21 protein-coding genes and 2 pseudogenes are annotated in these 25,241 nt (G+C 73.0%); 13 read left to right on the top strand and 10 right to left on the bottom strand.

Annotated elements, in window-relative coordinates; translation table 11 throughout:
- The first annotated feature begins 102 nt into the window (after positions 1–102).
- Complete coding sequence (locus tag B277_RS08815; RefSeq protein WP_040881233.1) at positions 103–735, top strand: Maf family protein; 633 nt, start codon at positions 103–105, stop codon at positions 733–735.
- Here B277_RS08815 and B277_RS08810 read toward each other — a convergent pair.
- The 3 genes from B277_RS08810 to B277_RS08800 form a co-directional block, all read right to left on the bottom strand.
- Positions 720–1,796: a S8 family serine peptidase gene (locus tag B277_RS08810; protein WP_007927377.1), complete on the bottom strand. Its 1,077-nt coding sequence runs from the start codon at positions 1,794–1,796 to the stop codon at positions 720–722. The two genes, B277_RS08815 and B277_RS08810, sit on opposite strands and share 16 nt — an antisense overlap.
- A gap of 205 nt (positions 1,797–2,001) precedes the next feature.
- A complete protein-coding gene (locus tag B277_RS08805; RefSeq protein WP_007927376.1) occupies positions 2,002–3,564 on the bottom strand; it encodes an acyl-CoA carboxylase subunit beta in 1,563 nt (520 codons plus the stop codon).
- A gap of 27 nt (positions 3,565–3,591) precedes the next feature.
- On the bottom strand, positions 3,592–4,788 hold the full coding sequence (locus B277_RS08800) for an acyl-CoA dehydrogenase family protein (RefSeq protein ID WP_007927375.1): 1,197 nt from the start codon (positions 4,786–4,788) through the stop codon (positions 3,592–3,594).
- A gap of 82 nt (positions 4,789–4,870) precedes the next feature.
- Between B277_RS08800 and B277_RS08795 the strand changes: the two genes are divergently transcribed.
- A complete protein-coding gene (locus tag B277_RS08795) occupies positions 4,871–5,299 on the top strand; it encodes a MerR family transcriptional regulator (protein ID WP_007927374.1) in 429 nt (142 codons plus the stop codon).
- 13 nt (positions 5,300–5,312) lie between these two features.
- Here B277_RS08795 and B277_RS19900 read toward each other — a convergent pair whose 3' ends face one another.
- Together B277_RS19900 and B277_RS19895 are read right to left on the bottom strand one after the other, a co-directional pair.
- Entirely contained in the window at positions 5,313–5,843 is a 531-nt protein-coding gene (locus tag B277_RS19900; protein WP_338009750.1) for a PfkB family carbohydrate kinase, read from the bottom strand.
- Between the two features lie 97 nt (positions 5,844–5,940).
- Positions 5,941–6,150 (bottom strand): annotated as a pseudogene (locus B277_RS19895) (PfkB family carbohydrate kinase); the annotation flags it as partial.
- Positions 6,151–6,281: 131 nt separating this feature from the next.
- Here B277_RS19895 and B277_RS08785 point away from each other — a divergent pair.
- The 6 genes from B277_RS08785 to B277_RS08760 all read left to right on the top strand — a co-directional run bounded on the left by B277_RS08785 (position 6,282) and on the right by B277_RS08760 (position 16,045).
- Positions 6,282–7,190: an AAA family ATPase gene (locus B277_RS08785; RefSeq protein WP_007927372.1), complete on the top strand. Its 909-nt coding sequence runs from the start codon at positions 6,282–6,284 to the stop codon at positions 7,188–7,190.
- Positions 7,177–8,664, top strand: coding sequence for a VWA domain-containing protein (locus tag B277_RS08780; protein ID WP_007927370.1), 1,488 nt, complete (start codon positions 7,177–7,179; stop codon positions 8,662–8,664). Before B277_RS08785 ends, B277_RS08780 begins: the two co-directional genes overlap by 14 nt.
- Before the next feature lie 215 nt (positions 8,665–8,879).
- The gene (locus B277_RS08775; protein ID WP_040881232.1) at positions 8,880–9,578 is read left to right on the top strand and encodes a response regulator transcription factor; all 699 of its coding nucleotides are present in this window, start codon (positions 8,880–8,882) and stop codon (positions 9,576–9,578) included.
- The gene (locus tag B277_RS08770) at positions 9,575–12,169 is read left to right on the top strand and encodes a DUF4153 domain-containing protein (protein WP_007927366.1); all 2,595 of its coding nucleotides are present in this window, start codon (positions 9,575–9,577) and stop codon (positions 12,167–12,169) included. The genes B277_RS08775 and B277_RS08770 overlap by 4 nt, the downstream gene beginning before the upstream one ends.
- Before the next feature lie 103 nt (positions 12,170–12,272).
- The gene (locus tag B277_RS08765; RefSeq protein ID WP_007927365.1) at positions 12,273–14,039 is read left to right on the top strand and encodes an acetyl/propionyl/methylcrotonyl-CoA carboxylase subunit alpha; all 1,767 of its coding nucleotides are present in this window, start codon (positions 12,273–12,275) and stop codon (positions 14,037–14,039) included.
- Positions 14,039–16,045, top strand: coding sequence for an MFS transporter (locus B277_RS08760; RefSeq protein WP_007927359.1), 2,007 nt, complete (start codon positions 14,039–14,041; stop codon positions 16,043–16,045). The genes B277_RS08765 and B277_RS08760 overlap by 1 nt, the downstream gene beginning before the upstream one ends.
- Here the strand turns inward: B277_RS08760 and B277_RS08755 are convergent.
- Positions 16,016–16,339, bottom strand: a complete 324-nt coding sequence (locus B277_RS08755; RefSeq protein WP_007927358.1) for an antitoxin — start codon at positions 16,337–16,339, stop codon at positions 16,016–16,018. The genes B277_RS08760 and B277_RS08755 overlap by 30 nt on opposite strands.
- Before the next feature lie 79 nt (positions 16,340–16,418).
- Positions 16,419–17,831, bottom strand: a complete 1,413-nt coding sequence (locus tag B277_RS08750; protein WP_040881239.1) for an NAD(P)H-quinone dehydrogenase — start codon at positions 17,829–17,831, stop codon at positions 16,419–16,421.
- Positions 17,832–17,856: 25 nt separating this feature from the next.
- On the opposite strand from B277_RS08750, the gene B277_RS08745 reads away from it, so the two are divergent.
- From B277_RS08745 to deoC, 5 genes are read left to right on the top strand one after another with little or no spacing between them, the layout of a single operon-like run.
- Positions 17,857–18,675: a purine-nucleoside phosphorylase gene (locus B277_RS08745; RefSeq protein WP_007927356.1), complete on the top strand. Its 819-nt coding sequence runs from the start codon at positions 17,857–17,859 to the stop codon at positions 18,673–18,675.
- Positions 18,675–20,378 carry a phospho-sugar mutase gene (locus tag B277_RS08740; RefSeq protein ID WP_007927355.1) on the top strand — a complete coding sequence of 568 codons (1,704 nt, stop codon included), beginning with the start codon at positions 18,675–18,677 and terminating at the stop codon, positions 20,376–20,378. The genes B277_RS08745 and B277_RS08740 overlap by 1 nt, the downstream gene beginning before the upstream one ends.
- A gap of 11 nt (positions 20,379–20,389) precedes the next feature.
- Positions 20,390–21,007, top strand: coding sequence for a uridine kinase family protein (locus tag B277_RS08735; RefSeq protein ID WP_128276895.1), 618 nt, complete (start codon positions 20,390–20,392; stop codon positions 21,005–21,007).
- A gap of 5 nt (positions 21,008–21,012) precedes the next feature.
- Positions 21,013–21,645, top strand: a complete 633-nt coding sequence (locus B277_RS08730) for a YigZ family protein (protein WP_007927353.1) — start codon at positions 21,013–21,015, stop codon at positions 21,643–21,645.
- A gap of 42 nt (positions 21,646–21,687) precedes the next feature.
- Positions 21,688–22,431 carry a deoxyribose-phosphate aldolase gene (deoC, locus tag B277_RS08725; RefSeq protein WP_040881231.1) on the top strand — a complete coding sequence of 248 codons (744 nt, stop codon included), beginning with the start codon at positions 21,688–21,690 and terminating at the stop codon, positions 22,429–22,431.
- 41 nt (positions 22,432–22,472) lie between these two features.
- On the opposite strand, the gene B277_RS08720 is transcribed toward deoC, so the two are convergent.
- From B277_RS08720 to B277_RS08710, 3 genes and pseudogenes are all read right to left on the bottom strand, one after another.
- Complete coding sequence (locus tag B277_RS08720) at positions 22,473–23,612, bottom strand: adenosine deaminase (RefSeq protein ID WP_007927349.1); 1,140 nt, start codon at positions 23,610–23,612, stop codon at positions 22,473–22,475.
- Entirely contained in the window at positions 23,609–23,968 is a 360-nt protein-coding gene (locus B277_RS08715; RefSeq protein WP_007927347.1) for a cupin domain-containing protein, read from the bottom strand. The genes B277_RS08720 and B277_RS08715 overlap by 4 nt, the downstream gene beginning before the upstream one ends.
- 1 nt (position 23,969) lies before the next feature.
- Positions 23,970–25,240, bottom strand: a pseudogene (locus B277_RS08710) (thymidine phosphorylase).
- Position 25,241: the final 1 nt, after the last annotated feature.

The following is a 25,241-nucleotide window of genomic DNA, read 5'->3' as shown; positions in this document are numbered from 1 at the left end:
CCGGACAGGTGTGGTGCCCCCTGGCGGACGACGTCGTCGGTGTGGCGGTGGGTCTCATGGTTACCTACCGGTCAGTTACTGGCAAGGGGCGATGATGTGGCCATGACCTCCGTCGTCCTCGCCTCCGCCTCACCCGCTCGTCTGGCATTGCTGCGTGCGTGCGGGCTCGACCCGCAGGTCGTCGTGAGCCACGTCGACGAGCCGGCCGTCGAGGCGGCGGCCCGCCAACGCGACCCCCACGTCTCCCCCGGCACGCTGGCGCAGCTGCTGGCCGAGGCGAAGGGAGAGTCCGTCGCCTCTCGCCTACCCGCCGGGACCGACCTCGTCATCGCCTGCGACTCCGTCCTCGAGCTCGACGGGCGGGTCCACGGCAAGCCCGGCACGGCCGAGGTCGCCCGCGAGCGCTGGTCGGCGATGCGCGGCCGGACCGGTGTGCTGCACACCGGTCACCACGTGGTCCACCTGCCCACCGGCAGGAGCGCCGGCGCCCCGGCGAGTGCACGGGTGCACTTCGCTGGGGCGTCGGATGCGGAGATCGACGGCTACGTCGCGACCGGTGAGCCGCTGCACGTCGCGGGCGGCTTCACGCTCGACGGGCTGGCCGCCCCCTTCGTCGACGCGATCGAGGGGCACCCGAGCACGGTCATCGGGCTGTGCCTGCCGCTGCTGCGCCGCCTGCTCGCCGACCTCGGGGTCGACTGGTGGACGGTGGCGTCGGCTCAGTCGCGCGGGTAGGCGACCGCCGCCCGGGCGTCGACGATGCCGCGACCGTAGAGCGCGCTGAAGCCGCCGCGGGTGCCGAAGAGCGGGTGCCTCGAGGTCGAGAGGATCGCCTGCTCGACGTTGTCGAGGCTGCGGCCCTGGCCGAAGAGGATCGCGGCCACACCGGCGACGTGCGGCGTCGCCATCGACGTGCCGGCGAAGGCGGCGTAGTCCTTGCCCTCGCCGCACTCGTCGGTGCCGGTGCCCCGCGGGACGGTGGAGATGATGTCGTCGGAGCAGGGCCCGCCGAGGAGTCGCCCGGAGCCACCGGGACCCGCGACGCCCTTGCCCCGGAAGGTGACCGGCAGCTCGGAGAAGTAGGACTTCAGCTCGTTGCGGTCCGTGGCACCGACGCAGATCGAGTCGCTGCTGAAGGCGGGGTCGTTGCACAGCAGCGTCGAGGTGTTGCCGGCAGCGGCGACCGTGAGCGTGCCCTTGTCGCGGGCGTACTGGATCGCGTCCTTCATCGTCGTGTCGAGACCGAAGATGGAGAAGATCTGGGTGCCGGGCAGGCCGCCGAGGCTGAGGTTGATGACGTCGGCACCGTGGTCGGCGGCGTAGCGGATGCCCTCCGCGATGTCCTCGTTGGCCCCGGAGCCGTCCTCGAGGACCTTGATCGGCATGACCTTGGCGTCGGGGGCCACGCCGGCGACCCCGATGCCGTTGTCGGCGCTGCCGACGATGGTCCCGGCGACGTGGGTGCCGTGGACGTCGGACTCCTGGCCCACACCGTCCTGGCCCTTCCAACCACCGTCGCCGCAGGAACCCTTGACCTCGCCGCACACGAAGTCGGCACCGGGCACGAGGCGGCCGGCGAGGTCGGGGTGACCGAGGTCGACACCGGTGTCGACGACCGCGACGACGACGCCCTCACCGCGGCTCGAGGACCAGGCCTGCTCGGCCCTGACCTGGTCGAGACCCCACAGGTCGGAGCGGAGCGGGTCGTTGGTGGCGGCTCCGGCGGAGCCGGCCGAGGCGACGAGGCCGATCGCGCAGGCGACGGCCGCGACGGATGAGGTCCAGCACTTCTTCATGGGGCGTCCTTCGTCAGGGGGAACGTTGGTTACCCAACGGTAACTACGAAGTCGGGGTCGTGCAGCGTGTGCACGGTGGGACGACCGTCACGCACACCTCGCCCACCCCGCGCTTTCCGGGTGACCCGGAAAACCTCCCCTTCGCAAGAGTTTGAAACCCTTGCGAAGGGGAGGTTTCTCGGGTGACCCGAGAATCGTCGCGGGGTCAGACGGGCGGGATCCCCCGCCGGCGCTCCGAGAAGGTCCGGTCGCGGCCGCGGGCGTGCCGCAGACGCGCGAGCAGCTCGTCGCGCAGCTGCTCGGGCTCGATGACCTGGTCGAGCACCAGGTCGGCGGCCAGTCGCTCGAGGTCGACATCCTCCTCGTACTCGGCCCGACGGGCGGCGATGAAGTCGTCGCGGGCGGCCTCCCCTTCGTCGGCCTCGATCTGCGCGATCTTGTTGGCGTACACCGCGTTGACCGCTGCCTCGGGGCCCATGACGGCGATGCGGGCGGTGGGCAGCGCGATCGTCGCGTCGGGGGCGAAGCCCGGCCCGCCCATCGCGTAGAGGCCGGCACCGTAGGCCTTGCGGACGATGACGCAGAACTGCGGGACGGTGGCCGACGCCACGGCCGAGACCATCTTGGCGCCGTGCCGGATGATGCCGCCGCGCTCGACCTCGGAGCCGATCATGAAGCCGGGGACGTCCGCGAGGTAGATCAGCGGGATCGAGTAGGCGTCGCACAGCCAGATGAAGCGCGCCGCCTTGTCGGCGCTGTCGGTGAAGAGCACGCCGCCCTTGGCTATCGAGTTGTTGGCGACGATGCCGACGGTCTCGCCGGCCATGCGGCCGAGGCCGACGACCAGCTCCGGCGCGAAGAGCTCCTTGACCTCGAAGAAGGAGTCGTCGTCGACGAGGCCGTCGATGACGTCGTGGATGTCGAAGGGCTGCGACTCGCGCTCGGGGATCGTCGCGGCCGTCAGGGGTGCCGCGGGCGCCTCCGGCTCGTACGAAGGGAGGTCACCGCGCCAGTTGAGCGGGAGGTAGCTCAGCCACAGGCGAGCGGCCTCGATCGCCTCCGCGTCGTCGGCGACGAGCACGTCGCCGACGCCACTCACGGTGCAGTGCATGCGCGCCCCGCCCATCTCCTCGAGGGAGACCCGCTCGCCGACGACCATCTCGGCCATGCGCGGGCTGCCGAGGTACATCGACGCATTGCCCTCGACCATGATGACGAGGTCGGTGAAGGAGGGGATGTAGGCGCCGCCCGCGGCGCTCGGGCCGAAGAGGCAGCAGATCTGCGGGACCTTGCCCGACAGGGCGACCTGGTTGTGGAAGATGTGGCCGGCCCCGCGACGGCCGGGGAACATCTCGACCTGATCGGTGATCCGCGCGCCCGCGGAGTCGACGAGCCAGAAGACCGGCAGCTCCTCGCGCAGCGCGGTCTCGGTGGCGCGCACGATCTTTTCCACCGTGCGGGCACCCCACGAGCCCGCCTTGACGGTCGGGTCGTTGGCGATGACGATGACCGGCCGCTCGTCGACGAGGCCGCGGCCGGTGACGACGCCGTCGGCCGGCAGACCGGCGGCCAGCGCGTTGGCATAGCGCCCGTCCTCGACGAAGGAGCCCTCGTCGACGAGCAGCGCGATGCGGTCGCGGACGTAGAGCTTGCCCTGGGCCTCGAGCTTGGCCGCGGCCTTGTCGGTGGGCCGCTCGGAGGCGTCGTGCGCGGCGCGGATGCGACGACGGACGTCCTCGACCTTGGGGTCGGTGGGGTAGCTGCTCACGGGGTGACTCCCTCCGTCCGGGCCGGCTCAGACCGGCAGGCCGAGGTGGCGGGCGATGACCATGCGCTGCACCTCGGAGGTGCCCTCGCCGATCTCGAGGATCTTGGCGTCGCGGTAGAAGCGGGCGACGGGGTACTCCTCCATGAATCCGTTGCCGCCGAAGACCTGCGTCGCGATGCGCGTGGCGCTCACCGCGGCCTCCGACGTGTAGAGCTTGGCGATCGAGGCGGCGCGGGCGACCTCCCTGGCCGAGCGGCGACCGCGGTCGGCCTCGTCCTTGAGCCAGGCCGCCTTGTAGGTGAGCACGCGCGAGGTCTCGGCCATGACGGCGAGGTCGGAGATCTGGAAGCTCACGCCCTGGTTGGCGCCGATCGGCCGGCCGAAGGAGGTGCGGGTCCGGGCGTAGTCGGTGGCCAGCTCGAGCATCCGCTGGGTCAGTCCGGTGGCGAGCGCGGAGATAGCGATCCGGCCGTCGTCGAGGGTCTTGAGGAACTGCCGGAAGCCCTGCCCCTCCTCCCCGACGATGTGGTCGGCGGGCACGCGGCAACCGTCGAAGCTCAGCCCGTGGGTGTCGGAGATGTGCCAGCCGAGCTTGTCGTAGGGCTCCTCGACGGTGAAGCCGGGGGTGCCGCTCGGGACGATGATCGCCGAGATCTGGGCACGCCCCTCGGCGGTCGTGCCGGTGCGCGCGGTGACGGTGACGAGGGAGGTGATGTCGGTGCCGGAGTTGGTGATGAAGGACTTGGCACCGTTGATGACCCACTCGTCGCCGTCGCGGGTGGCCGTGGTGCGGGTGCCACCGGCGTCGGAGCCGGCGTCGGGCTCGGTGAGGCCGAAGCCGGCCAGGGCGCGGCCGGCGACGAGGTCGGGGAGCCAGCGGTCACGCTGCTCGTCGGTGCCGTAGGTGAGGATCGGGTTGATGCCCAGGCCCACGCCGGCGGAGAGCGTGATGCCGATGGACTGGTCGATGCGGCCGAGCTCCTCGATCGCGACGCACAGCGCGGTGAAGTCGGACTGGACGACGCCGTCGTCGGTCTCGGCGGAGCCACCCCAGCGCTCGGGGACGACGAGGCCGAAGAGGCCGAGGTCGCCCATGCGGTGCACGACCTCGAGCGGCAGGTGGTGGTCCTTGTCCCACTGGGCCACGTGCGGCTCCACCTCGCGCTCGGCGAAGTCGCGCACGCTCGCGCGGAAGTCCTCGTGGTCCTGCGACAGCTCGAACATGCCCGACCTCTCCCGGCACCCCGGGGTCACCGGCAGCACCATTGCTTGACGTTGACGTCAACGTAAAGCATCATCTCGGGTCATGACAAGCCGGACGAAGGGGGCCACTCCCCCGGGCGCGGATGCTCCCGACGAGCACGCGCGGACCTGGACGATCCGCGAGGTCGCCGACGAGTTCGGCATCACCACGCGCACGGTCCGGCACTACGAGGACATCGGCCTCGTCTCGCCCGAGCGGCAGGGCACGACCCGCCTCTTCCACCGGCGCGACCGCACGCGGTTGGGCCTGGTGCTGCGCGGCAAGCGGCTCGGTTTCCCCCTCGACGAGATCGCCAAGATCATCAACCTCTACGACGCACCGCGCGGGCGCCGCAGCCAGCTCGAGTACGTGCTCGGCCAGATCGACGAGCGCCGCGCGGACCTGGAGCAGCGGCGGCGCGACCTCGACGACGCACTCGCCGAGCTCGACACCTTCGAGCAGCGCTGCCGCACCGAGCTCGACGCCCGCTGAGGCAGGGTCGAGGTCAGGAGCGAGCGGCGAGATAGGCGTCGATCTCCGCGGCCGTCGGCGCGGACGTCGGCCCCTTGCGGGTCACCTTGATGGCCCCGGCGGCGTTGGCGCGGCGGCAGGCGTCGGGCCAGGTAGCCCCCTTCGCCCGCTCCGCGAGGAGCACGCCGGTGTGGGTGTCGCCCGCGCCGTTGGTGTCGACGGGGGTCTCGGGGTAGCCGGGCACGACGCTCGTCACGCCGTCGGCGTGCACGGCGCACCCCTGCTCGCCGTCGCGGACGACGGCGACGGCACCGGGCTCCAGCAGTGCGGCGACGGCCTCGGCCGCCGGCGCCATCCCCTTCGCGCCACCGAAGTCCTCGGACTCCTCGGCATTGCCGGTCCAGACGTCGGTGAGCGCGACGACCCGGGCGCGAAGGGAGGGCTCCAGCTCCGCGAAGACCGCTCCGGGGTCGAGGACGACGAGGACGTCGTCTGGCAGGGACTCCAGCCAGGTCACCAGCGGGTCGCAGGTGCGGCCGACGAGGCTGTAGCCGCTGACGCACACGAGGTCCCCCCGCGACCGGCGCACTCGTCGCGAGCGACTCGACGCTGATGTGCCGCTCGGCCTCCTGCGTCGTGACGAAGGTCCGCTCCGCGGAGGGCTCGACCATGACGATGCAGACACCGGTGTCGAGGTCCTCGACGACGGGAGCCGAGAGCGTGACGCCGTCGGCAGTGAGGGTCTCGCGGACGAGGTCGCCGTTCGGGCCGCGACCGTGGGCCCCTGCGTGGACGGCCGCGGCGCCGGAGCGCACGGCGGCGACCAGGATCGTCGTCGCTCCCCCGGCGTAGCGCGCCACGGATGTGGCCATCGAGTTGCCGCCGCGGCGAGGCAGGTCGGGCACCTCGACGACGACGTCGACGAGCGCCTGTGCGGTGTGGATCACCCTCGGGCTCATGGGGGCACACGCTACCGACGGACGCGGTCGGGCAGACTGCGAGCATGACGCACACCCCCCGCTTCACCTCGGTCGACGACGTCACGGCGCGCCTGGCCGAGCACGGCTACCTTGCCTCCGACGAGATCGCGACGACCGTCTACCTCGCCGACCAGCTCGGCAAACCGCTGCTCATCGAGGGGCCTGCCGGTGTCGGCAAGACCGCGCTGTCCGCCGCCGTGTCGGCAGCGACAGACGGCGAGCTCGTGCGCCTGCAGTGCTACGAGGGCGTCGACGAGGCGCGCGCCCTCTACGAGTGGAACCACGCCAAGCAGCTGCTGCGCATCACCGCAGCCGGCGCCCACCACGACTCCGCGGGCGCCGACGAGGCGGACTGGACCTCGGTCAAGGAGGACATCTTCACCGACGAGTTCCTCCTCTCCCGCCCGCTGCTCACCGCGATCCGCAACGAGCACCCGACGGTCCTGCTCATCGACGAGCTCGACAAGGCCGACGTCGAGATCGAGGGTCTGCTGCTCGAGGTGCTCTCCGACTTCCAGGTGACCGTGCCCGAGCTCGGCACGATCAGGGCGAGCCAGACCCCCTTCGTCGTCCTGACCTCCAACGCGACCCGTGAGCTGTCCGAGGCCCTGCGCCGCCGCTGCCTCTACCTGCACATCGACTACCCCGAGTCCGACCTCGAGCTGCGGATCGTGCGTCTGACGGTGCCCGACCTCGACGAGACGCTCGCTGCCTCCGTCGTGCGGCTCGTCGGCGCGCTGCGCGATATGCGGCTGCGCAAGTCGCCCTCGGTCGCCGAGACCATCGACTGGGCCCGCACGCTCGTCAGCCTGGGCACCGACGGCGAGCTGCAGCCGGAGCTCGTGCGCTCGACCCTCGGCGTCGTCCTCAAGCACCGCGAGGACATCGAGCTCGCGGTGCAGACCCTGGACCTGGACCGTGCCCTCGCCTGACCCGCTCGGCGAGCGGCTCGTCGACCTCGCCCGGGCGCTGCGCCGGCACGGCGTGACGGTCGGGACCTCAGAGGTGGCCGACGCCGCCTCTGCCGCAAGGGCGCTCGGCCTCGACGACCGCGAGCGCCTGCGCACCGGACTCGCCGCGACGATGATGCGCCGCTCGGCCGACCGGACGGTCTTCGACCAGCTCTTCGACATCCACTTCCCCGCCGCCGTCGGCGGTCGCGTCGGTGAGGCCGAGGACCCGGCGCCGACCGACACGAAGGGGGCCCGCGAGCGCGCCGCCCGTCTGCGTGACGACCTCGTCGACGCCCTCGCCCGCGGCGACGAGCGTGAGCTCGATCGGCTCGCGGCCCGTGCCGTGGCCGAGCTGGGCCGGCTGGCCAACGAGTCGTCGACCGGTGGGTGGTCGGCCAACCAGACGATCGAGCGTCTCGCCCCGCAGACCGCGATCGCGGCGGCCCTGCAGCGGGCCCGCGACGCCGGCGACGTCACCGGCGGGTCCGGCGAGGGCTCGGGCGGATCGGGCGAAGGGAGCGGCGGCGCCACCGGCAGCGGCGGCGGGGGCGCGGGCAGCGCCTGGCGGCCCGAGCAGCTGAGCGACCGCTACGACCGCGACGAGATCCGCCACCGCGTCGGCGCCTTCCGGCGCAAGGTCGAGACCGAGTCGGCGCGGCGCAACGCCGAGGTCCGCGGACGCGACCGCATCTCGCGCTACGGCGTGCGAGACCCCTTGGAGCGCAAGGACTTCCTGCTCACCGGCAAGACCGAGGCGGCCGAGCTGCACGCGGTCATCGCGCCCCTGTCGCGCAAGCTCGCGGCCAAGCTCGCCGCCCGCCAGCGGCGGCAGTCGCGGGGCACCATCGACATCCGGCGCACGCTGCGCGCGGCGATGTCGACCGGTGGGGTGCCGGTGCGCCCGGCCTACAAGCGCCGCACCCGCAGCCGGGCCGACATCGTCCTGCTGTGCGACATGTCCGGGTCGGTGGCGGGCTTCTCGCGCTTCACGATGCTGCTCCTGCAGTCACTCGCCGGAGTCTTCCGCCGGGTGCGGTTCATCGGCTTCGTCAACACGTGCGACGACATCACCGAGCTGGTCCGCGAGGCGCAGGTCGGCGAGGACATCAGCGAGCGGGTGGCTCGCGAGGCACAGATGACCCGCTGGCACGGGTCGAGCGACTACGGCGCGGCCTTCGAGGACGCCGTCGAGCACCACCTCGACGCCATCGGGCCGCGCTCGACGGTGCTGATCCTCGGTGACGCGCGGACCAACGGCACCGACCCGCGCATCGACCGCCTGCGCATCCTCGTCTCCCAGGCCCGCTACGCCGCCTGGCTCAACCCGGAGGCGGAGCGCATGTGGGACACGGGCGACTCCGTGGCCAGTCGCTACGCCGAGGTCGTCGACATGCACGAGGTGCGCAACATCGAGCAGCTGCGGCAGTTCGTCTCCCGCCTGCCGGTGGGCTGATTCCCCCTTCGTCCACCGCATCTCCCTAGGGAAATCACCACCCCTGCCGTCATCTCCCTAGGGAAATGCGCACCCTCCACCGCATCTCCCTAGGGAAATCACCACCCCTGCCGTCATTTCCCTAGGGAAATGCGGGTCCGGGGGCGGGCGGATCTGCAGAGGATCTCCAGATCTCGTCCCGGGGATCCACCGGTGCGGCTGCCTAGCCTGATCCCATGACCGCTCCCGCACCGTGCGTGCTCGTCGTCGAGGACGACCCGACGATCAACCAGACCCTGGCCGACCGCTTCACGGCGGAGGGTTTCGAGGTGGTGCGGGCGCACGACGGCCCGGGGGCGGTCGCCGCCCACGCCGAGCACGACCCCGCGGTCGTCGTGCTCGACCTCATGCTGCCCGGGTTCGACGGACTCGAGGTGTGCCGCCGGATCCAGGCCGACCGCCCCGTGCCGGTGCTCATGCTCACCGCCCGCGACGACGAGAGCGACATCATCGTCGGGCTCGGGGTCGGCGCCGACGACTACCTCACCAAGCCATTTCGCATGCGCGAGGTCGTCGCCCGGGTCCGGGCCCTGCTGCGCCGCGTCGAGCGCGCCGCCGAGCTCGGGCGCCCCGACGAGACGATCACCCACCACGCCGGGCTCACCCTCGACGAGCGCACCCGGCGGTGCACCGTCGACGGCCACGCCGTCCACCTCACGCCGACGGAGTTCGACCTGCTCGCCCTGCTCGCCCGCGAGCTCGGCGCGGTGCTTCGCCGCGAGCGGATCGTCGCCGACCTGTGGGGCTGGGACGACGGCCTGGGCCGCGGCAGCCTCGACAGCCACGTCAAGTCGCTGCGGGCCAAGGTCGGCAGCCACCGGATCCGTACGGTCCACGGCGTCGGCTACGCCCTCGACGACGGGAGCGACCGATGAACCGCTCCGCTCCCCTGCTCGAGCTCACCTCGATCCGCACCCGGCTCGCCGTCCTCGTCGGCGTGAGCGTCGTCGTCGCGGCCGTCGTCGGCACGGTCGGCACCGATGCCGGGGTCCCCCTGTGGATCGGCCTGCCCGCGACGATCGGCCTCGCCCTCGTCGTCACCCGCTGGCTGGCGACCGGCATGACGACCCCGCTCACCCAGATGACCGATGCCGCACGGCGGATGGCGAAGGGGGACTACGGCGCCCGGATCACGACGTCGAGCCAGGACGAGATCGGCGAGCTGGCGCGTGCCTTCGCGAGCATGGCCGCCGAGCTGGAGCAGGGCGAGGAGCACCGGCGACGTCTCGTCGCCACCGTCGCCCACGAGCTGCGCACGCCCTTGTCGGCCCAGCAGGCCCTGCTCGAAAATCTCGCCGACGGCGTCACCACCCCCGACGAGGCGACCCTGCGCGCCGCCCTCGCCCAGTCAGAGCGCCTCGGCTCGCTCGTCACCGACCTGCTCGACCTCTCCCGGCCCGACGGCAGGGGAATCCCCCTCTCCCCCAGCCGGATCCGCGTCGGTGACCTGCTCGACGACGCCATCGGCGAGACCACACTCCAGGGCCGGGACGTCGCGCTCGTCGCCGACGTCGAGCCCGGCGACCTCGTCGTCACCGGCGACCGTGCCCGCCTCGCCCAGGTCACCGCCAACCTCCTCGACAACGCGGTGCGGCACAGCCCGAGCGGCGGCACCGTCACCCTCACCGCCCGCGCCGCCGGCGACGCGTGGACCCTCACCGTCGCCGACGACGGACCCGGCCTGACCCCGGAGCGGGCGGAGCGGCTCTTCCACCGCTTCGGTCCCGGAGAGGACGAAGGGGGTGGCACCGGCCTCGGCCTGGCCATCGCCGCGTGGGTCGCCTCGATGCACGGCGGCACGATCCGCGCCCTGGGCGCCGACGCGGGGGCCCGGCTCGAGCTCCACCTCCCGCTCACCCCGCCGGCCTTCCCTTCGCCGGCACCGCTCACCACGACCACCACTCAGGAGCCCACGATGACTGCAGGATCCGCGCCCTCCCTTCGAGGCTCGGCCGCGAACGGCCTCGCACCGGGTCCTGAGGAGGCGCGCCAGCGCCGTCTCGAAGGGCAGGGAACGGGGCTCTCGTTGTCGCGGTGGTGGCCCGAGCGGGTCACGCAGGGGCAGCCGCGGCTGCTGCTCGCCGCCCTCGCCGTCGGCCTGCTCGCCGCGATCCTGCTGCCGGGCAATGCGATCGGGCTCGGGCTGCTCGTCGTGCTCACCGCCGGTGGTGCCGCCTTGTGGCTCGCCTCGCCCCGCCGGGCGAAGCCGTGGTCGTGGGTCACCGCAGCGCTGGCCCTTCCCCTCGGCCTGACGACGATCCTGCGCGACGACCCGGTGATGAGCTTCTTCGCCGTCGCCGTCGCCGGGGTGCTCGCCGCGACCGCGTGCACCGATGCGCGCACGGTCGGCGGGATCGCCGCGTCGGTCATCGCCTGGCCGCTCTCCGCGCTGCGCGGGCTCCCCCTGCTCGACAGGACGATCCGCGTCCTCGCCCGCCGGGGCAGCGCCTGGTCCATCTTGCGCACGGCCGTCGTGAGCCTCGCCCTGCTGCTCGTCTTCGGCGGGCTGCTCGCCTCCGCCGACGCCGTCCTCGGCTCGTGGGCGTCGGCCCTCGTGCCCGACATCAGCGACATGGCGATCTTCCGGGTCTTCGTGCTCGTCTTCTTCGCCGGCGTCACGCTCGCCGGTCTCTACCTCGCGATCAACCCGCCGACCGTCGACGGGGCACGCCTGTCGCCGCGCATCCCGGAGCGCGAGTGGCAGGTCCCGCTCGGCGTCGTCATCGCCATCTTCGTCGCCTTCGTCATCGCCCAGGCCGCGGCGGTCGTCGGCGGGCACGACTACGTCGTGCGCACCGCGGGCGTGACCTATGCCGAGTCGGCCCGGCAGGGCTTCGGCCAGCTCACCGTCGCCACCGCGCTCGCCCTGCTGCTCGTCGCCGGGGTTCGAGCGCTCGGCCGCGCGAGCACCCAGCGCGACCGTCGGGTCATGACCGCCATGAACGCGACCCTGTGCGTCCTCACCCTGCTCGTCGTCGCCTCCGCGCTGCGCCGCATGGCGCTCTACCAGGACGCCTACGGTTACACGACGCTGCGGATCAACGCCGACCTCTTCGAGATCTGGCTCGGGCTCGTCGTCCTCGCGGTGCTCGTCTCCCTCTTCACCCCGACGCGGCGCTGGCTCGGCCGCACGGGCCTCGTCGCGGCCGCCGTGCTCACCATCGTCGGCACCGTCGGCAACACGAATGCCTGGGTCGCCGACCGCAACATCGAGCGGTGGCAGGCCACGGGCAAGATCGACACCTGGTACCTCAGCAGCCTGCCCGCCGACGCCGTGCCCACCATCGAGTCGAGCGCCCTGCCCGCGCACATCAAGCAGTGCGCGCTGTCGATGCACCAGGTGTACGGCGCGGGCGACGAGGACACCCTCGCCGGATGGAACCTCGCCCGCTCCCGCGCCGACGAGATCCGGCAGCGCTACGACGACCCGACCCAGTGCACCGACTCCCGCGGCTGGTCGAGGTGACGGGCGCCCCCTTCGCCTCCGCAGGGGGTGGGCGAAGGGGGTGTGCGGCGCCACGATGCGGGCGACCCGCCGGGGGTGGCAGGCACGCAGTAGTCTGCGGCCCATGGCCATCAGCAAAGTCCTCATCGCGAACCGCGGCGAGATCGCCGTCCGCATCGCCCGTGCCTGCGCCGACGCCGGCATCGGCTCCGTCGCCGTCTACGCCGAGCCCGACCGTGACGCCCTGCACGTCAAGGTCGCCGACGAGGCGTACGCCCTCGGCGGTCAGACGCCCGCCGACAGCTACCTGCTCCAGGACAAGCTCCTGCAGGTCGCCCGGGACGCCGGCGCCGACGCGGTCCACCCCGGCTACGGCTTCCTCGCGGAGAACGCCGACTTCGCCCAGGCCGTCCTCGACGCCGGCCTGATCTGGATCGGCCCGAGCCCGCAGGCCATCGACGCGCTCGGTGACAAGGCCAAGGCCAAGCACATCGCGGTCAAGGCCAACGCGCCCCTGGCCCCCGGCACCAATGACCCGGTCAAGGACGCCGACGAGGTCGTCGCCCTCGCCGAGGAGTTCGGCCTGCCGATCGCCATCAAGGCCGTCTACGGCGGTGGCGGTCGCGGGCTCAAGGTCGCCTACACGATGGAGGAGATCCCCGAGCTGTACGAGTCGGCCGTCCGCGAGGCCGTCACGGCCTTCGGCCGGGGCGAGTGCCTCGTCGAGAAGTTCCTCGACAAGCCGCGCCACGTCGAGACCCAGTGCCTCGCCGACCAGCACGGCAACGTCGTCGTCGTCTCGACCCGCGACTGCTCGCTCCAGCGCCGCAACCAGAAGCTCGTCGAGGAGGCCCCCGCGCCCTTCCTCACCGAGGAGCAGCACGCCGAGCTCGTCCGCGCCTCCAAGGCGATCCTCAAGGGGGCCGGCTACGTCGGCGCCGGCACCTGCGAGTACCTCGTCGCCCAGGACGGCACGATCTCCTTCCTCGAGGTCAACACCCGCCTGCAGGTCGAGCACCCCGTGACCGAGGAGGTCACCGGCATCGACCTCGTCCGCGAGATGCTCCGCATCGCCGACGGCGAGGAGCTCGGCTACGACGACCCGGTCGCCCGCGGCCACTCCTTCGAGTTCCGCATCAACGGCGAGGACGCCGGGCGCAACTTCATGCCGGCCCCCGGCACCGTGACCAAGATGCGCGTCCCCCAGGGCCCCGGTGTCCGCTGGGACGCCGGCATCGAGGAGGGCGACACCGTCGCCGGTGCCTTCGACTCGATGATCGCCAAGCTCATCGTCACCGGCGCGACCCGCCAGCAGGCTCTCGAGCGCTCTCGCCGCGCCCTCGACGAGCTCGTCGTCGACGGCATGCCGACGGTCGTACCCTTCCACCAGGCGATCGTCCGCGACCCGGCCTTCGCGCCGGAGGGTGACGCGCCCTTCTCCGTCTACACCCGCTGGATCGAGACCGAGTTCGACAACCAGATCGCGCCCTACGGCGGCGAGGTCGGCGAGGCGGCCGAGGAGGACGGCGAGCGGCAGAAGATCACCGTCGAGGTCGGCGGCAAGCGCCTCGAGGTCGTCCTGCCCGGCGGCCTCTCGCTCGGTGGCGGTGGCGGCGCCGCCAAGAAGAAGGCGCCCAAGCGCTCCGGCGGCAGCGGCGGCGGCGCGGCGGCCTCCGGTGACAGCCTCACCGCCCCGATGCAGGGCACGATCGTCAAGGTCGCCGTCGAGGAGGGCCAGGAGGTCGCCGAGGGTGACCTCGTCGTCGTCCTCGAGGCGATGAAGATGGAGCAGCCCATCAACGCGCACAAGGCCGGCACGATCAGCGGCCTGCAGGCCGAGGTCGGCGCCACGGTGAGCAACGGCGCGGTCCTCGCCGAGATCAAGGACTGATGACGACTCCTCCCGCGAGCACCGACGCCGCCCCCGGCACGCCCTCCCGGCGTGCCGGGGGCGGCGTCGTCATCGCCGTGCTCGCCCTGTGCGGCACCGTCGTCTCGCTCCAGCAGACGATGGTCCTGCCGCTCGTCCCCGACCTGCCCGACCTCATCGGGACCACCCCCGGCAATGCCTCGTGGATGGTGACCGCGACCCTCGTGGCCGGCGCCGTCGCCACCCCCGTCATCTCCCGCATGGCCGACATGTACGGCAAGCGGCGGATGATCCTCGTGACCCTGGCGATCGTCGCGCTCGGCGCCGCCATCGGGGGTATCGCCCCCTCCCTGCCCTTCCTCATCGTCGCCCGCGCGCTCCAGGGCATGGGCATGGCCCTCGTCCCCGTCGGCATCGCGACGATGCGCGACGAGCTCGACCCGGACCAGGTGCCGCTGGCCGTCGCCCTGATGAGCGCGACCCTGGCCATCGGCGCCGGCGTGGGGCTGCCCCTCGGCGGCTTCCTCGCCCAGACCTACGACTGGCACGTCGTGCTGTGGCTCCCTGGGGTGCTCGCCCTGCTCATGGTCCTGCTCGTGCGCGCGACGGTCGCCGAGTCCACCGTCCGCTCCCCCGGTGCCTTCGACATGCGCGGGGCGGTCCTGCTGAGCGTCGCCCTCGTCCTGCTGCTCCTCGCCGTGTCGAAGGGAGCGGAGTGGGGCTGGCTCGACACCCGCACCCTCGCCGCCTTCGGCGTCGGCAGCGCCCTGCTCGCGGTCTTCGTACCGCTCGAGCTGCGCATCCCCAACCCGCTCGTCGACATCCGCACCGCCGCCCAGCCGATCGTCGTCTCGGCCAACACGATCTCGCTCTTCATGGGCTTCGGGCTCTTCGTCAACATGCTCGTGTCGACCCAGCTCCTGCAGACACCGGAGGACTCCGGCTACGGCATGGGGCTGGACGGCCTGCACGCCGGTCTGTGGATGGCCCCGTCAGCGGTCGCCTTCGGTCTGCTCGCCCCCTTCGCCGGGTGGGTGACGCGACGCTTCGGCCCGGAGCTGGCGATCGCCGTCGGCGGCTCGATCATGGCCGCGTCGTACCTCGTCCGCGTGCCCCTGAGCGGCTCGATCGGGGCCATCGTCGTCGGCTCCGTCGTCGTCACGGTCGGCACGGCCCTGGCCTACTCCGCGCTGCCGACGCTCATCATGCGCTCGGTGCCCGTGACCGAGACGGCCGCGGCCAACGGGCTCAACACCCTGCTGCGCTCGGTCGGGACCTCGACCGCGAGCGCGGTCACCGCGGCGATCTTCGCCGCCGGGGCCTCCACCGCGACGGGCGGCCACGCCGGCTACGGCTCGATCGCCCTCGTCTACGTCCTCGCCGCGATCGCCTCGGCGATCAGCGCAGCCCTCATCGTGCCCTTCCTGCGCCAGCGGGCTGCCGAGGTCGAGGCCCGGCCCGACGTCGAGGAGCAGCGCGCCGACCACGTCGTGCACGGCCGGGTCACCGACGTCGCCGGCGACGCCGTCGGCGGCGCGGTCGTCACCGTCCTCGGCGGCCAGGGGTCCCACGTCGACTGGGCGCACACGGACTCCGCGGGCGACTACTCCGTGGCGACGGGCGGCCCGATCCGGCACCTCTTCGTCGTCACGGCGCCCGGGTGGGCGCCGGCGAGCGGCTACGTCGACCTGGCAGAAGGGCGGCGGGTCCCTCCCTTCGTCCTGCGGGAGCGCACGAGCGTCACGGGCACGGTGACCGCCGTCGACGGCGGACCGGCCGCGGACGTGTCCGTCGTCCTCACCCGTCGCACGGGCGGGTCGGTCGACTGGATGCGCACCGACGCCGACGGACGCTACGACCTCCCGGTGCCCAAGGAGGGCACCTACGTGCTCACGGCCCTGGACCGCGGCACCGGCGACATCACGACCCGCATGCTCACGGTGGGTGGCGGGACGGTCCGCGCCGACCTGCAGCTCACCGCGGGGGCGAGCCCGACCTCAGCCGGGCAGGGCCCCGCCGTCGGTTGACCCCTCCGGCTTCGGCTCGGCCGGAGTCTGGCTCCTCGGCGACTCGGCGGTCGCCTCGTCCTCGGGCTGGGCGTCGCCCTTCGGCTCGGCCTTGTCCTCAGGCAGACCGAGCTTGTCCTCGACGAAGTCGCCCGCCTTGTCGATGATCGACGTGAACTTGCCGCCGGTGCGCTTGTCGACGGCCTCCTGGACCTTGTCGATCGCACCGCGCGCCTGGTCCGGGTGGTCCCGGGCCGCGTCGCGCGCCTTGTCGACGTACTCGCCACCGTTGAACTGCTGCGGGCTGTTGCTCATCCTCGGCTCCTTCGTCGCGGGCCGCGGATCGGCCCCCTGCGACCCTAGCGGCGGGACCGCACCCGCGCGCCCGCCGAGCTCACTCCCCGTGGAGGGGGTGCAGCCGACGAGCCGCCTCCGCGAGAGTGCCCGTCAGCGAGGGGTACACGGTGAAGGTCGAGGCGACCTGGTCGACCGACAGCCGGTTGGTGACTGCGAGGGCCACCGGGAAGATCAGCTCGGAGGCCCGGGGCGCGACGATGACGCCGCCGAGCACCGTGCCCGTCCCGCGGTAGGCGAAGAGCTTGACGAAGCCCTCGGTGATGCCGAGCATCTTGGCCCGCGGGTTGCGCGAGAGCGGCATCATCACGGCCTCGACGTCCGCATTGTCCGCCGCCTCGGCGGCGCTGATGCCGACCGTCGCGATCTCGGGGTCGGTGAAGACGTTGGCGGAGACGCCCGACAGCCGAAGGGGGGTCACCGCGTCTCCCAGAGCGTGCGCCATCGCGGTGCGACCCTGCATCGCGGCCACCGAGGCGAGCGCGAAGACCCCGGTGCAGTCGCCCGCGGCGTAGATGCCGCGCACCGACGTCCGCGAGACGCGGTCGGTGACGATGTGCCCCGACTCGCTGAGCTCGACCCCGACCTCCTCGAGCCCGAGGTCGCGCGTGTTGGGCACCGCACCCACGGCGATGAGCACGTGGCTGCCCTCGACCTCGCGACCGTCTTCGAGCGTGACGACGACGCCGTCGCCGCGGCGCTCGGCCGAGGCCATGCGGGAGCGGTTGAGCACCGTCATGCCCCGGCGACGGAAGACGTCCTCGATGACGGCGGCGGCGTCCTGGTCCTCGCCCGGCAGGACGAGCTCGCGGGAGGAGACGAGGGTGACGTCGGCGCCCAGGCCGAGGTAGGCCTGGGCGAGCTCGGCGCCGGTGACACCCGAGCCGACGACGACGAGCCGCTCCGGCACATCGGGCAGGGCGTAGATCTGCTGCCAGGTGAGGATCCGCTCGCCGTCGGGCTGCGCGGTCGGCAGCACCCGCGGGGTGGCACCCGTGCTGACGAGCACGACATCGGCCTCGATGTCCTCGCTGCCGGCGTCGGTCTCGACGGTCACCGTGCTCGGCGAGGTGAACCGCCCCGTGCCGGAGACGACCCGCACCCCGACCTCCTCGAGGCGGGCGGTGATGTCCGCGGACTGCGCCGCCGCGAGGTTGAGCACGCGCGCGTTGATCGCCGCCAGCTCCGCGACGGTCTCGGTCGCGACATCACCCTCGTGGTCCTCGAGGTGCACCCCGAGGTCGGCGGCGATCTCGATGCCGCCGAGGTAGTCGGCGGTCGCGATGAGGGTCTTGCTGGGGACGCAGTCGGTGAGCACGGCGGCCCCGCCGATGCCGTCCCGGTCGACGACGGTGACGGCCGCCCCGAGGTGGGCGGCCACGAGAGCCGCCTCGTATCCGCCGGGACCTCCGCCGAGGATGACAACTGAGCTGGTTCGGGTCACACCACCCATCCAACCACCCTTGTAGATTGCGCCTGTGACCGAGCACACCGACAGCCAGGACCCCTTCGACCTCGCCCGCGACGCGGCCGCCGTCATCGCCGAGCGCACGGGCGTCGCGCAGCACGACGTCGCCCTCGTCCTCGGCTCCGGCTGGGGACAGACCGCCGACCTCGTCGGCGAGACGCTCGCGACGATCGACCAGGCCGAGGTGCCCGGCTTCGCGGCCGCGGCCGTCGCCGGCCACTCAGGGCAGATGCGCTCGGTCGACATCGCCGGGTCCGGCCGGCGGGCCCTCGTCTTCGGCACCCGCACCCACTACTACGAAGGGCGCGGCGTGCGAGCCGTCGTGCACGCCGTGCGGACCGCGGCCGCGGCCGGCTGCCGCGCGATCGTCCTCACCAACGGCTGCGGCGGGCTGCGCCCCGAGTGGGGCCCCGGCACTCCGGTCCTCATCAGCGACCACATCAACCTCACGGCGACCTCGCCGGTCGAGGGCGCCAACTTCGTCGACCTCACCGATCTCTACTCCCCCCGGCTGCGGGAGCTGGCCCGCGAGGTCGACCCCGACCTCGACGAAGGGGTGTACGCGCAGTTCCGCGGCCCCCACTACGAGACGCCCGCGGAGGTGCGCATGGCGGGGGTCCTCGGCGCCGACCTCGTCGGCATGAGCACGACGCTCGAGGCGATCGCCGCCCGCGAGGTCGGCCTCGAGGTGCTCGGCGTCTCGCTCGTCACCAATGCCGCCGCCGGCATCAGCGAGACCCCGCTCGCGCACGACGAGGTCGTCGCCGCCGGGCAGGCCGCCGCCGAGCGCTGCGGTACCCTCCTGGCCAACATCGTCGGGCGCATCTGATGAGCGGGTACGCCGGCCGCCACTCGACGAGCGAGCTGGCCGACGACCTGCTCGTCGCCGCGGCAGAGTGGGCCGCCGACGACCCCGACCCCGCCACCCGGGCCGAGCTCGAGCAGCTCGTCGACGCGGCCTCGGGCGGCACCGACCCGGCCGCCGCAGCGGACCTGGCCGACCGCTTCAGCGGGCTGCTGCAGTTCGGCACCGCCGGCCTCCGCGGCGCCCTCGGCGCCGGCCCCCACCGGATGAACCGCGCCGTCGTCATCCGCGCCGCCGCAGGTCTCGTGGCCCACCTGCGCGAGGCGAGCGACTCCCCCTTCGTCGTCATCGGGCGGGACGCCCGGCACAACTCCGATGCCTTCGCGCTCGACACGGCCGCGGTCGTCGTCGCCGCCGGTGGCCGGGCCGCCGTGCTGCCCGAGCCGCTGCCCACGCCGGTCCTCGCCTTCGCGATCCGGCACCTGGGCGCCGACGCCGGCGTCATGGTCACCGCGAGCCACAACCCGCCGCAGGACAACGGCTACAAGGTCTACCTCGGCACCGGCAGCCAGATCGTGCCGCCGAGCGACGCGCAGATCGCCGAGCAGATCTCCCGCGTCACGAGCGTCGCGTCGGTGCCGCGCGCAGAGTCCGGCTGGCAGGTGCTCGGCGACGAGGTGCTCGAGGCCTACCTCGACGCGGTCGCCGGTGTCGTCGCGCCCGACAGCCCGCGTGACCTGCAGGTGCTGCACACCTCCCTGCACGGCGTGGGCGACGCGACGGTGCGGCGGGCCTTCGAGCGGGCCGGTTTCGCCGCCCCTGCCACGGTGGCGACCCAGGCCGCCCCCGACCCGGACTTCCCGACCGTCGCCTTCCCCAACCCCGAGGAGGACGGCGCGCTCGACGAGGCCCTCGCCACCGCCCGGGCCACCTCCCCCGACCTCGTCATCGCCAACGACCCCGATGCCGACCGGTGCGCGGTCGCCGTGCCCGACGCGGGCGCCGACGGTGGCTGGCGGTTGCTGGGCGGCGACGACGTCGGCGCGCTGCTCGCCTCGCACCTCATCATGCGCGGCATCCCCGAGGGCGGCCGCATGGCCAACTCCATCGTCTCCTCCCGGCTGCTCGCCGCGATGTGCCGGCAGTCCGGGGTGGCGCACGAGGACACCCTCACCGGCTTCAAGTGGATCGCCCGCGTCGACGGCCTGGCGTACGGCTACGAGGAGGCCCTCGGCTACTGCGTCGCCCCCGACCTCGTCCTCGACAAGGACGGCGTCTCCGCGGCCCTGCTCGTCGCCGAGCTCGCCGCGATCCTCAAGGCCGAGGAGCGCACCCTGCTCGACGTCCTCGACGACCTGCACCGCCAGCTCGGCGTCCACGACACGGATGCCTTCTCCATCCGCGTCGACGACCTCGCCGACATCGACGTCGTCATGGCCCGGCTGCGCCAGACGCCGCCGACGGAGATCGCCGGGTCGGCCGTGACGAGCGCCGAGGACCTCGCCGAGGGCGCCGGCGGCCTGCAGCCCACCGACGGGCTGCGCTACCTGCTCGACGACGCCTCCCGCATCATCGTGCGACCCTCCGGCACCGAGCCCAAGCTCAAGGTCTACCTCGAGGCCATCGAGCCCGTGGCCGGGGACGACGACCTGCTCCCGGCACGGGGGCGGGCCGCCGAGCGGCTCACCCGGGTGCGGGCGGCGATGGAGTCGCTCACGGCGCTCTAGACTCTCCCTTCGTGCCGACGCCAGCCCAGCCCCCTTCGCCCGGACGGGTCGTCGTGCTCGCCGGGCCCAGCGGATCCGGCAAGTCACGGCTCGCCGGCCGGCTCCACCGTGACCACGGGTGGCCGGTCGTGCGCCTCGACGACTTCTACAAGGACCTCGACGCCCCCGACCTGCCCCGCAGCGCGGAGCTCGGCATGGTCGACTGGGACCACCCCGACAGCTGGGACGAGGCCGCGGCCGTCGCGGCCCTGCGCACTCTCCTCGCCACCGGTGAGGCCGCGATGCCCGTCTACGACATCAGCGTCTCCCGCGCCACCGGCGAGCACACCGTGACGGCGCGACCCGACGACCTCGTCGTCGCCGAAGGGATCTTCGCCGCCGAGGCGATCCCCGCCCTGCGCGAGGCCGGCCTGCTCCACTCGGCCTGGTGCATCCGCCACCACCGGGCCAAGACCTTCGTGCTGCGCCTGGCCCGCGACCTCGCCGAGCGCCGCAAGCCGCCGCTCACCCTCGTCCGCCGTGACCTGGTCCTCATGCGGGACGAGCCGCGGGTCGTCGCCCGGCACGTCGAGCTCGGCGCCCGCTGCGCCACCCCCACGCAGGCCGAGCGCGAGCTCGCCGGCGCCTGAGTGCCGTGGGCCCGACGTCGTACCGCACCATCGCCCGTGACGGCGAGGTCGAGATCGAGGTCAAGCGGTCACGCTTCCGGTGCACCCTCGAGCGCGTCGAGGACGAAGGGAGTGCCCGTGCCGTCGTCGAGCGCCTGCGCAAGCAGCACTGGGACGCACGGCACCACTGCTCCGCCTTCGTCCTCGGGCCGGATGCGGCAGTGGCCCGCTCGTCCGACGACGGCGAACCGTCCGGCACCGCAGGTGCACCCATGCTCGAGGTGCTCACCGGCCACGAGGTGAGCGATGTCGTCGCCGTGGTGACCCGGTGGTTCGGCGGGGTGCTGCTCGGCACCGGCGGGCTCGTCCGGGCCTACGGCGACGCGGTGCGCATCGGTCTCGACACGGTCGGCACGCTGCGCCGCGAGCTCGTCGTCGAGCACGCGCTGACCGTCTCGCACGCCGACGCCGGGCGCATCGACAACGAGCTGCGGGCCCGTGGCGTCCACGTCGACGCCGACTACGGCGCCGAGGTCACCCTGACGCTCGGGGTCCCGGCCACCGAGGTCGCTGCCCTCGGCCCCCTCGTGGCCGAGCTGACCGCCGGGTCCGGTCGGCTGCGCGAGGTGGGGTCGCGCTGGGTCGACGCCCTAGGCTGAGAGCATGACCCGTCGTCCCCCCCTTCGCCCCCCGGCACGACCCTGACCGTCCAGGACGTCGCCGACCTCATCGACCACGCCCTGCTCAAGCCCGAGCTGACGCCCGACGAGGTCGCCGGGTCCGTCCGTGAGCTCGCCGGGCAGCGCATCTGGAGCGTGTGCGTGCGGCCGAGCGACGTCTCGCTGGCGGCCGAGTCCGTCGCCTCCGTCGAGGGCAGCCCGACCCGGGTGTGCACGGTCATCGGCTTCCCCCACGGCACGACGTCGACGGCGGCCAAGGTCGCCGAGGCGCAGCAGGCCCTGGCCGACGGCGCCACCGAGCTCGACATGGTGCTCAACATCGGTCGCCTCCGCGGGGGCGACGTCACCGCCGTGCGCGACGACATCGCCGCCGTCGTCGAGGTGGGCCACGCGGCCGGGGTGGTCGTCAAGGTGATCTTCGAGACCGCGCTGCTCGACGAGCGGGCCAAGATCGACGCCTGCCGGGCCAGCGTCGACGCGGGCGCCGACTTCACCAAGACCTCGACGGGCTTCGCCGGCGGCGGTGCGACCCTCGCCGATGTCGCCCTCATGCGGGCCAACACCCCCGAGCAGATGGAGGTCAAGGCCTCCGGCGGCGTCCGCGACATCGCGACGCTGCTCGCGATGCTCGCCGAGGGCGTCACCCGCATCGGCACCTCGAGCACCGCGGGTCTGCTCGCCGAGGCCGAGCAGGTCGGCCCGGCCGGTCTCGTGGTCCCCGAGCCGGGCCAGTCCGCCGACGCGGGTCCGAGCGACACCTACTGAGTCGTGGTGGGTGGCGCTGAGCGCACCGGGCGAGAGCGACCTCAGGCCAGGGCTGCGTAGGCGGGCTTGATCGTCCCCTCGATGAGCTCCAGCCGCTCGTCGAAGGGGAGGAAGGCCGACTTCATCGCATTGGTCGTCACCCACCGCAGGTCCTCGGCCGTCCAGCCGGCCTCGGTGACGAGCGCGAGCATCTCCCGGGTCATCGACGTGTCCGACATGAGTCGGTTGTCGGTGTTGAGCGTCACCCGGTAGCGCAGCAGGGCGAGGAGCGTGATCGGGTGCGCGGCGATCGAGGGCGCAGCACCGGTCTGGACGTTGCTGTGGGGGCACATCTCCAGGGGCACGCGGGTGTCGCGCACGAAGTCGGCCAGCCGCCCCAGCCGCAGCTGCGAGGGGTCCTCGCGGGCGGCCTGGTTCGCCGCGAGCGGGTCATCGGTCACCGTCCCGTCGCCGAAGCCGATGTCGTCGACGATCCGCACCCCGTGCCCGAGACGATCGGCACCGCACCACTGGAGCGCCTCCCAGATGCTCGGCAGCCCGAAGGCCTCACCCGCGTGGATCGTGAAGTGCGCATTTTCGCGCCGCAGGTACTCGAAGGCGTCGAGGTGCCGGCTCGGCGGGTGCCCTGCCTCTGCCCCCGCGATGTCGAAGCCACCCACGCCGCGATCGCGATAGCGCACCGCGAGCTCGGCGATCTCCCGGGACTTGGCGGCGTGCCGCATCGCGGTGAGCAGGCCGCGCACGACGATCGGGTGGCCCTCGGCGGCGGCGGCCTCCTCCCCTTCGCGGAAGCCGGCGTCGACCTCCTCGACGACCTGCTCGAGGGTCAGCCCACCCTCCAGGTGCTGCTCGGGCGCGTACCGCGACTCGGCGTAGACGACGCCGTCACGAGCGAGGTCGAGCACCGACTCACGGGCCACCCTGCGCAGGGCGGGAGCGGTCTGCATGACGCCGACGGTGTGGGCGAAGGTCTCGAGGTAGCGCACGAGCGAGCCCGAGTCGGCCGACTCGCGAAACCACCGCGCCAGCCCGTCGGTCGTGCGGTCGGCCCCGCTGACCGGGAGGTCGTGCCCGACCGCGTCGGCGAGCTCGAGGACCGTCGCCGGCCGCACGCCCCCGTCGAGGTGGTCGTGCAGCACCACCTTGGGCAGGGCGCGGATCGTGGCCTCGTCGAGGCTCACTCCGCGTCCTCGCGGTGCACGGTGTCGGGGGCGAAGGCCGGGGTGCAGATCGCGACGTACTCCGCGCCCTCGGGGCCGGTCGAGTAGCGCACCCGCTCCCCCGCGCGGGTGACGATGCTCTGGCCGGTCGACACCGAGGTCGTGCCGCCGTCGTGCTCGACGAGGACGGTCCCGGAGACGACGAGGGTCACCTCGTCGAAGTCGGGCCGCTGGGCCGGCTCCGACCAGCCGGGCGGCGCCTGCATGTGCGCGACGGACATGGCCTCGTCGCCGGTGGCGACCCGCCCGACGTGCTCGGCGATGACCTTGCCGCCGGGCACGTCGATGATCGACGGGGTGGCGTTGAGCTCGGGCACGTCAGCCCTCCCGTGCGGTGATGCGGTCGATGACGACCGGCGACGAAGGGGGCGCCTCCCCCGACACCTGCCACCCGCCGTCGAGCGCCTCACGGGCTCGGGCGAAGCGCTCCGGGGTGTCGGTGTGCAGCGTCATGAGCGGCTGGCCGGCGACCACGCGGTCACCGGGACGGGCGTGCAGCTCGACCCCGGCGCCGGCCTGGACCGGGTCCTCCTTGCGCGCGCGGCCCGCTCCGAGGCGCCAGGCGGCGACTCCGACGGCCATGGCGTCGAGCGACGTCAGGTACCCGTCGGTGTCGGCGGTGATCGTCTCGGTCTCGCGGGCCGTGGGCAGCGCCGCGTCGGGGTCGCCCCCCCTGGGCGGCGATCATCCGGCGCCACACGTCCATGGCCCGACCGTCGGCGAGGGCGGCGCGCAGCTCGTCCTCACCGACCTCTCGGCCGGCGGCCCGGGTCATCTCGTCGGCGAGGGCGACGGTGAGGTCGACGACGTCGCTCGGGCCGCCCCCGGAGAGGACCTCGACCGACTCGCGGACCTCGAGGGCGTTACCGGCCGTGAGGCCGAGGGGCACCGACATGTCGGTGAGCAGGGCGACCGTCCGCACGCCGGCGTCGGTGCCGAGGTCGACCATCGTGCGGGCGAGCTCGGTCGCGTCGTCGCGGGTCTTCATGAAGGCTCCGGACCCGACCTTGACGTCGAGGACGAGCGCCCCGGTGCCCTCGGCGATCTTCTTGCTCATGATCGAGCTGGCGATGAGCGGGATCGCCTCGACGGTGCCGGTGACGTCGCGCAGGGCGTAGAGCTTCTTGTCGGCGGGCGCCAGCCCGGACCCGGCGGCGCAGATGACGGCACCGACGTCGTCGAGCTGGGCGAGCATCGCGTCGTTGGACAGGTCGGCGCGCCACCCGGTGATGGACTCGAGCTTGTCGAGCGTGCCGCCGGTGTGGCCGAGCCCGCGGCCGGACAGCTGCGGCACGGCGACGTCGAAGACCGAGACGAGCGGCGCGAGCGGCAGCGTGATCTTGTCGCCGACGCCCCCGGTCGAGTGCTTGTCGGAGGTCGGCCGGCTCAGCGACGAGAAGTCCATCCGCTCGCCACTGGCGATCATCGCGCCCGTCCAGCGCGAGATCTCCGCGCGGGACATGCCGTTGATGAGGATGGCCATCGCCAGGGCCGCCATCTGCTCGTCGGCGACGACGCCGCGCGTGTAGGCGTCGATGACCCAGTCGATCTGCTCCGGGGAGCTCACCCCGGTCCCGCTTGGTCCGGATG

This window comes from Janibacter hoylei PVAS-1 (assembly GCF_000297495.1).
Lineage (GTDB): Bacteria > Actinomycetota > Actinomycetes > Actinomycetales > Dermatophilaceae > Janibacter > Janibacter hoylei.
Note: the sequence above shows the minus strand (reverse complement) of the source record. Positions and strands in the feature narration are given on the sequence as shown.

Excerpts from the sequence above, each read along its gene's own strand:
- B277_RS08800 (WP_007927375.1), bottom strand. The coding sequence starts at position 4,788 with ATGTTCGAGCTGTCGCAGGACCACGAGGACTTCCGCGCGAGCGTGCGC.
- B277_RS08740 (WP_007927355.1), top strand. The coding sequence starts at position 18,675 with ATGAGCGGGTACGCCGGCCGCCACTCGACGAGCGAGCTGGCCGACGAC.
- B277_RS08785 (WP_007927372.1), top strand. The coding sequence starts at position 6,282 with ATGACGCACACCCCCCGCTTCACCTCGGTCGACGACGTCACGGCGCGC.
- B277_RS08810 (WP_007927377.1), bottom strand. The coding sequence starts at position 1,796 with ATGAAGAAGTGCTGGACCTCATCCGTCGCGGCCGTCGCCTGCGCGATC.
- B277_RS08775 (WP_040881232.1), top strand. The coding sequence starts at position 8,880 with ATGACCGCTCCCGCACCGTGCGTGCTCGTCGTCGAGGACGACCCGACG.
- B277_RS08795 (WP_007927374.1), top strand. The coding sequence starts at position 4,871 with ATGACAAGCCGGACGAAGGGGGCCACTCCCCCGGGCGCGGATGCTCCC.
- B277_RS08750 (WP_040881239.1), bottom strand. The coding sequence starts at position 17,831 with ATGGGTGGTGTGACCCGAACCAGCTCAGTTGTCATCCTCGGCGGAGGT.
- B277_RS08765 (WP_007927365.1), top strand. The coding sequence starts at position 12,273 with ATGGCCATCAGCAAAGTCCTCATCGCGAACCGCGGCGAGATCGCCGTC.
- B277_RS08770 (WP_007927366.1), top strand. The coding sequence starts at position 9,575 with ATGAACCGCTCCGCTCCCCTGCTCGAGCTCACCTCGATCCGCACCCGG.
- B277_RS08755 (WP_007927358.1), bottom strand. The coding sequence starts at position 16,339 with ATGAGCAACAGCCCGCAGCAGTTCAACGGTGGCGAGTACGTCGACAAG.
- B277_RS08760 (WP_007927359.1), top strand. The coding sequence starts at position 14,039 with ATGACGACTCCTCCCGCGAGCACCGACGCCGCCCCCGGCACGCCCTCC.
- B277_RS08815 (WP_040881233.1), top strand. The coding sequence starts at position 103 with ATGACCTCCGTCGTCCTCGCCTCCGCCTCACCCGCTCGTCTGGCATTG.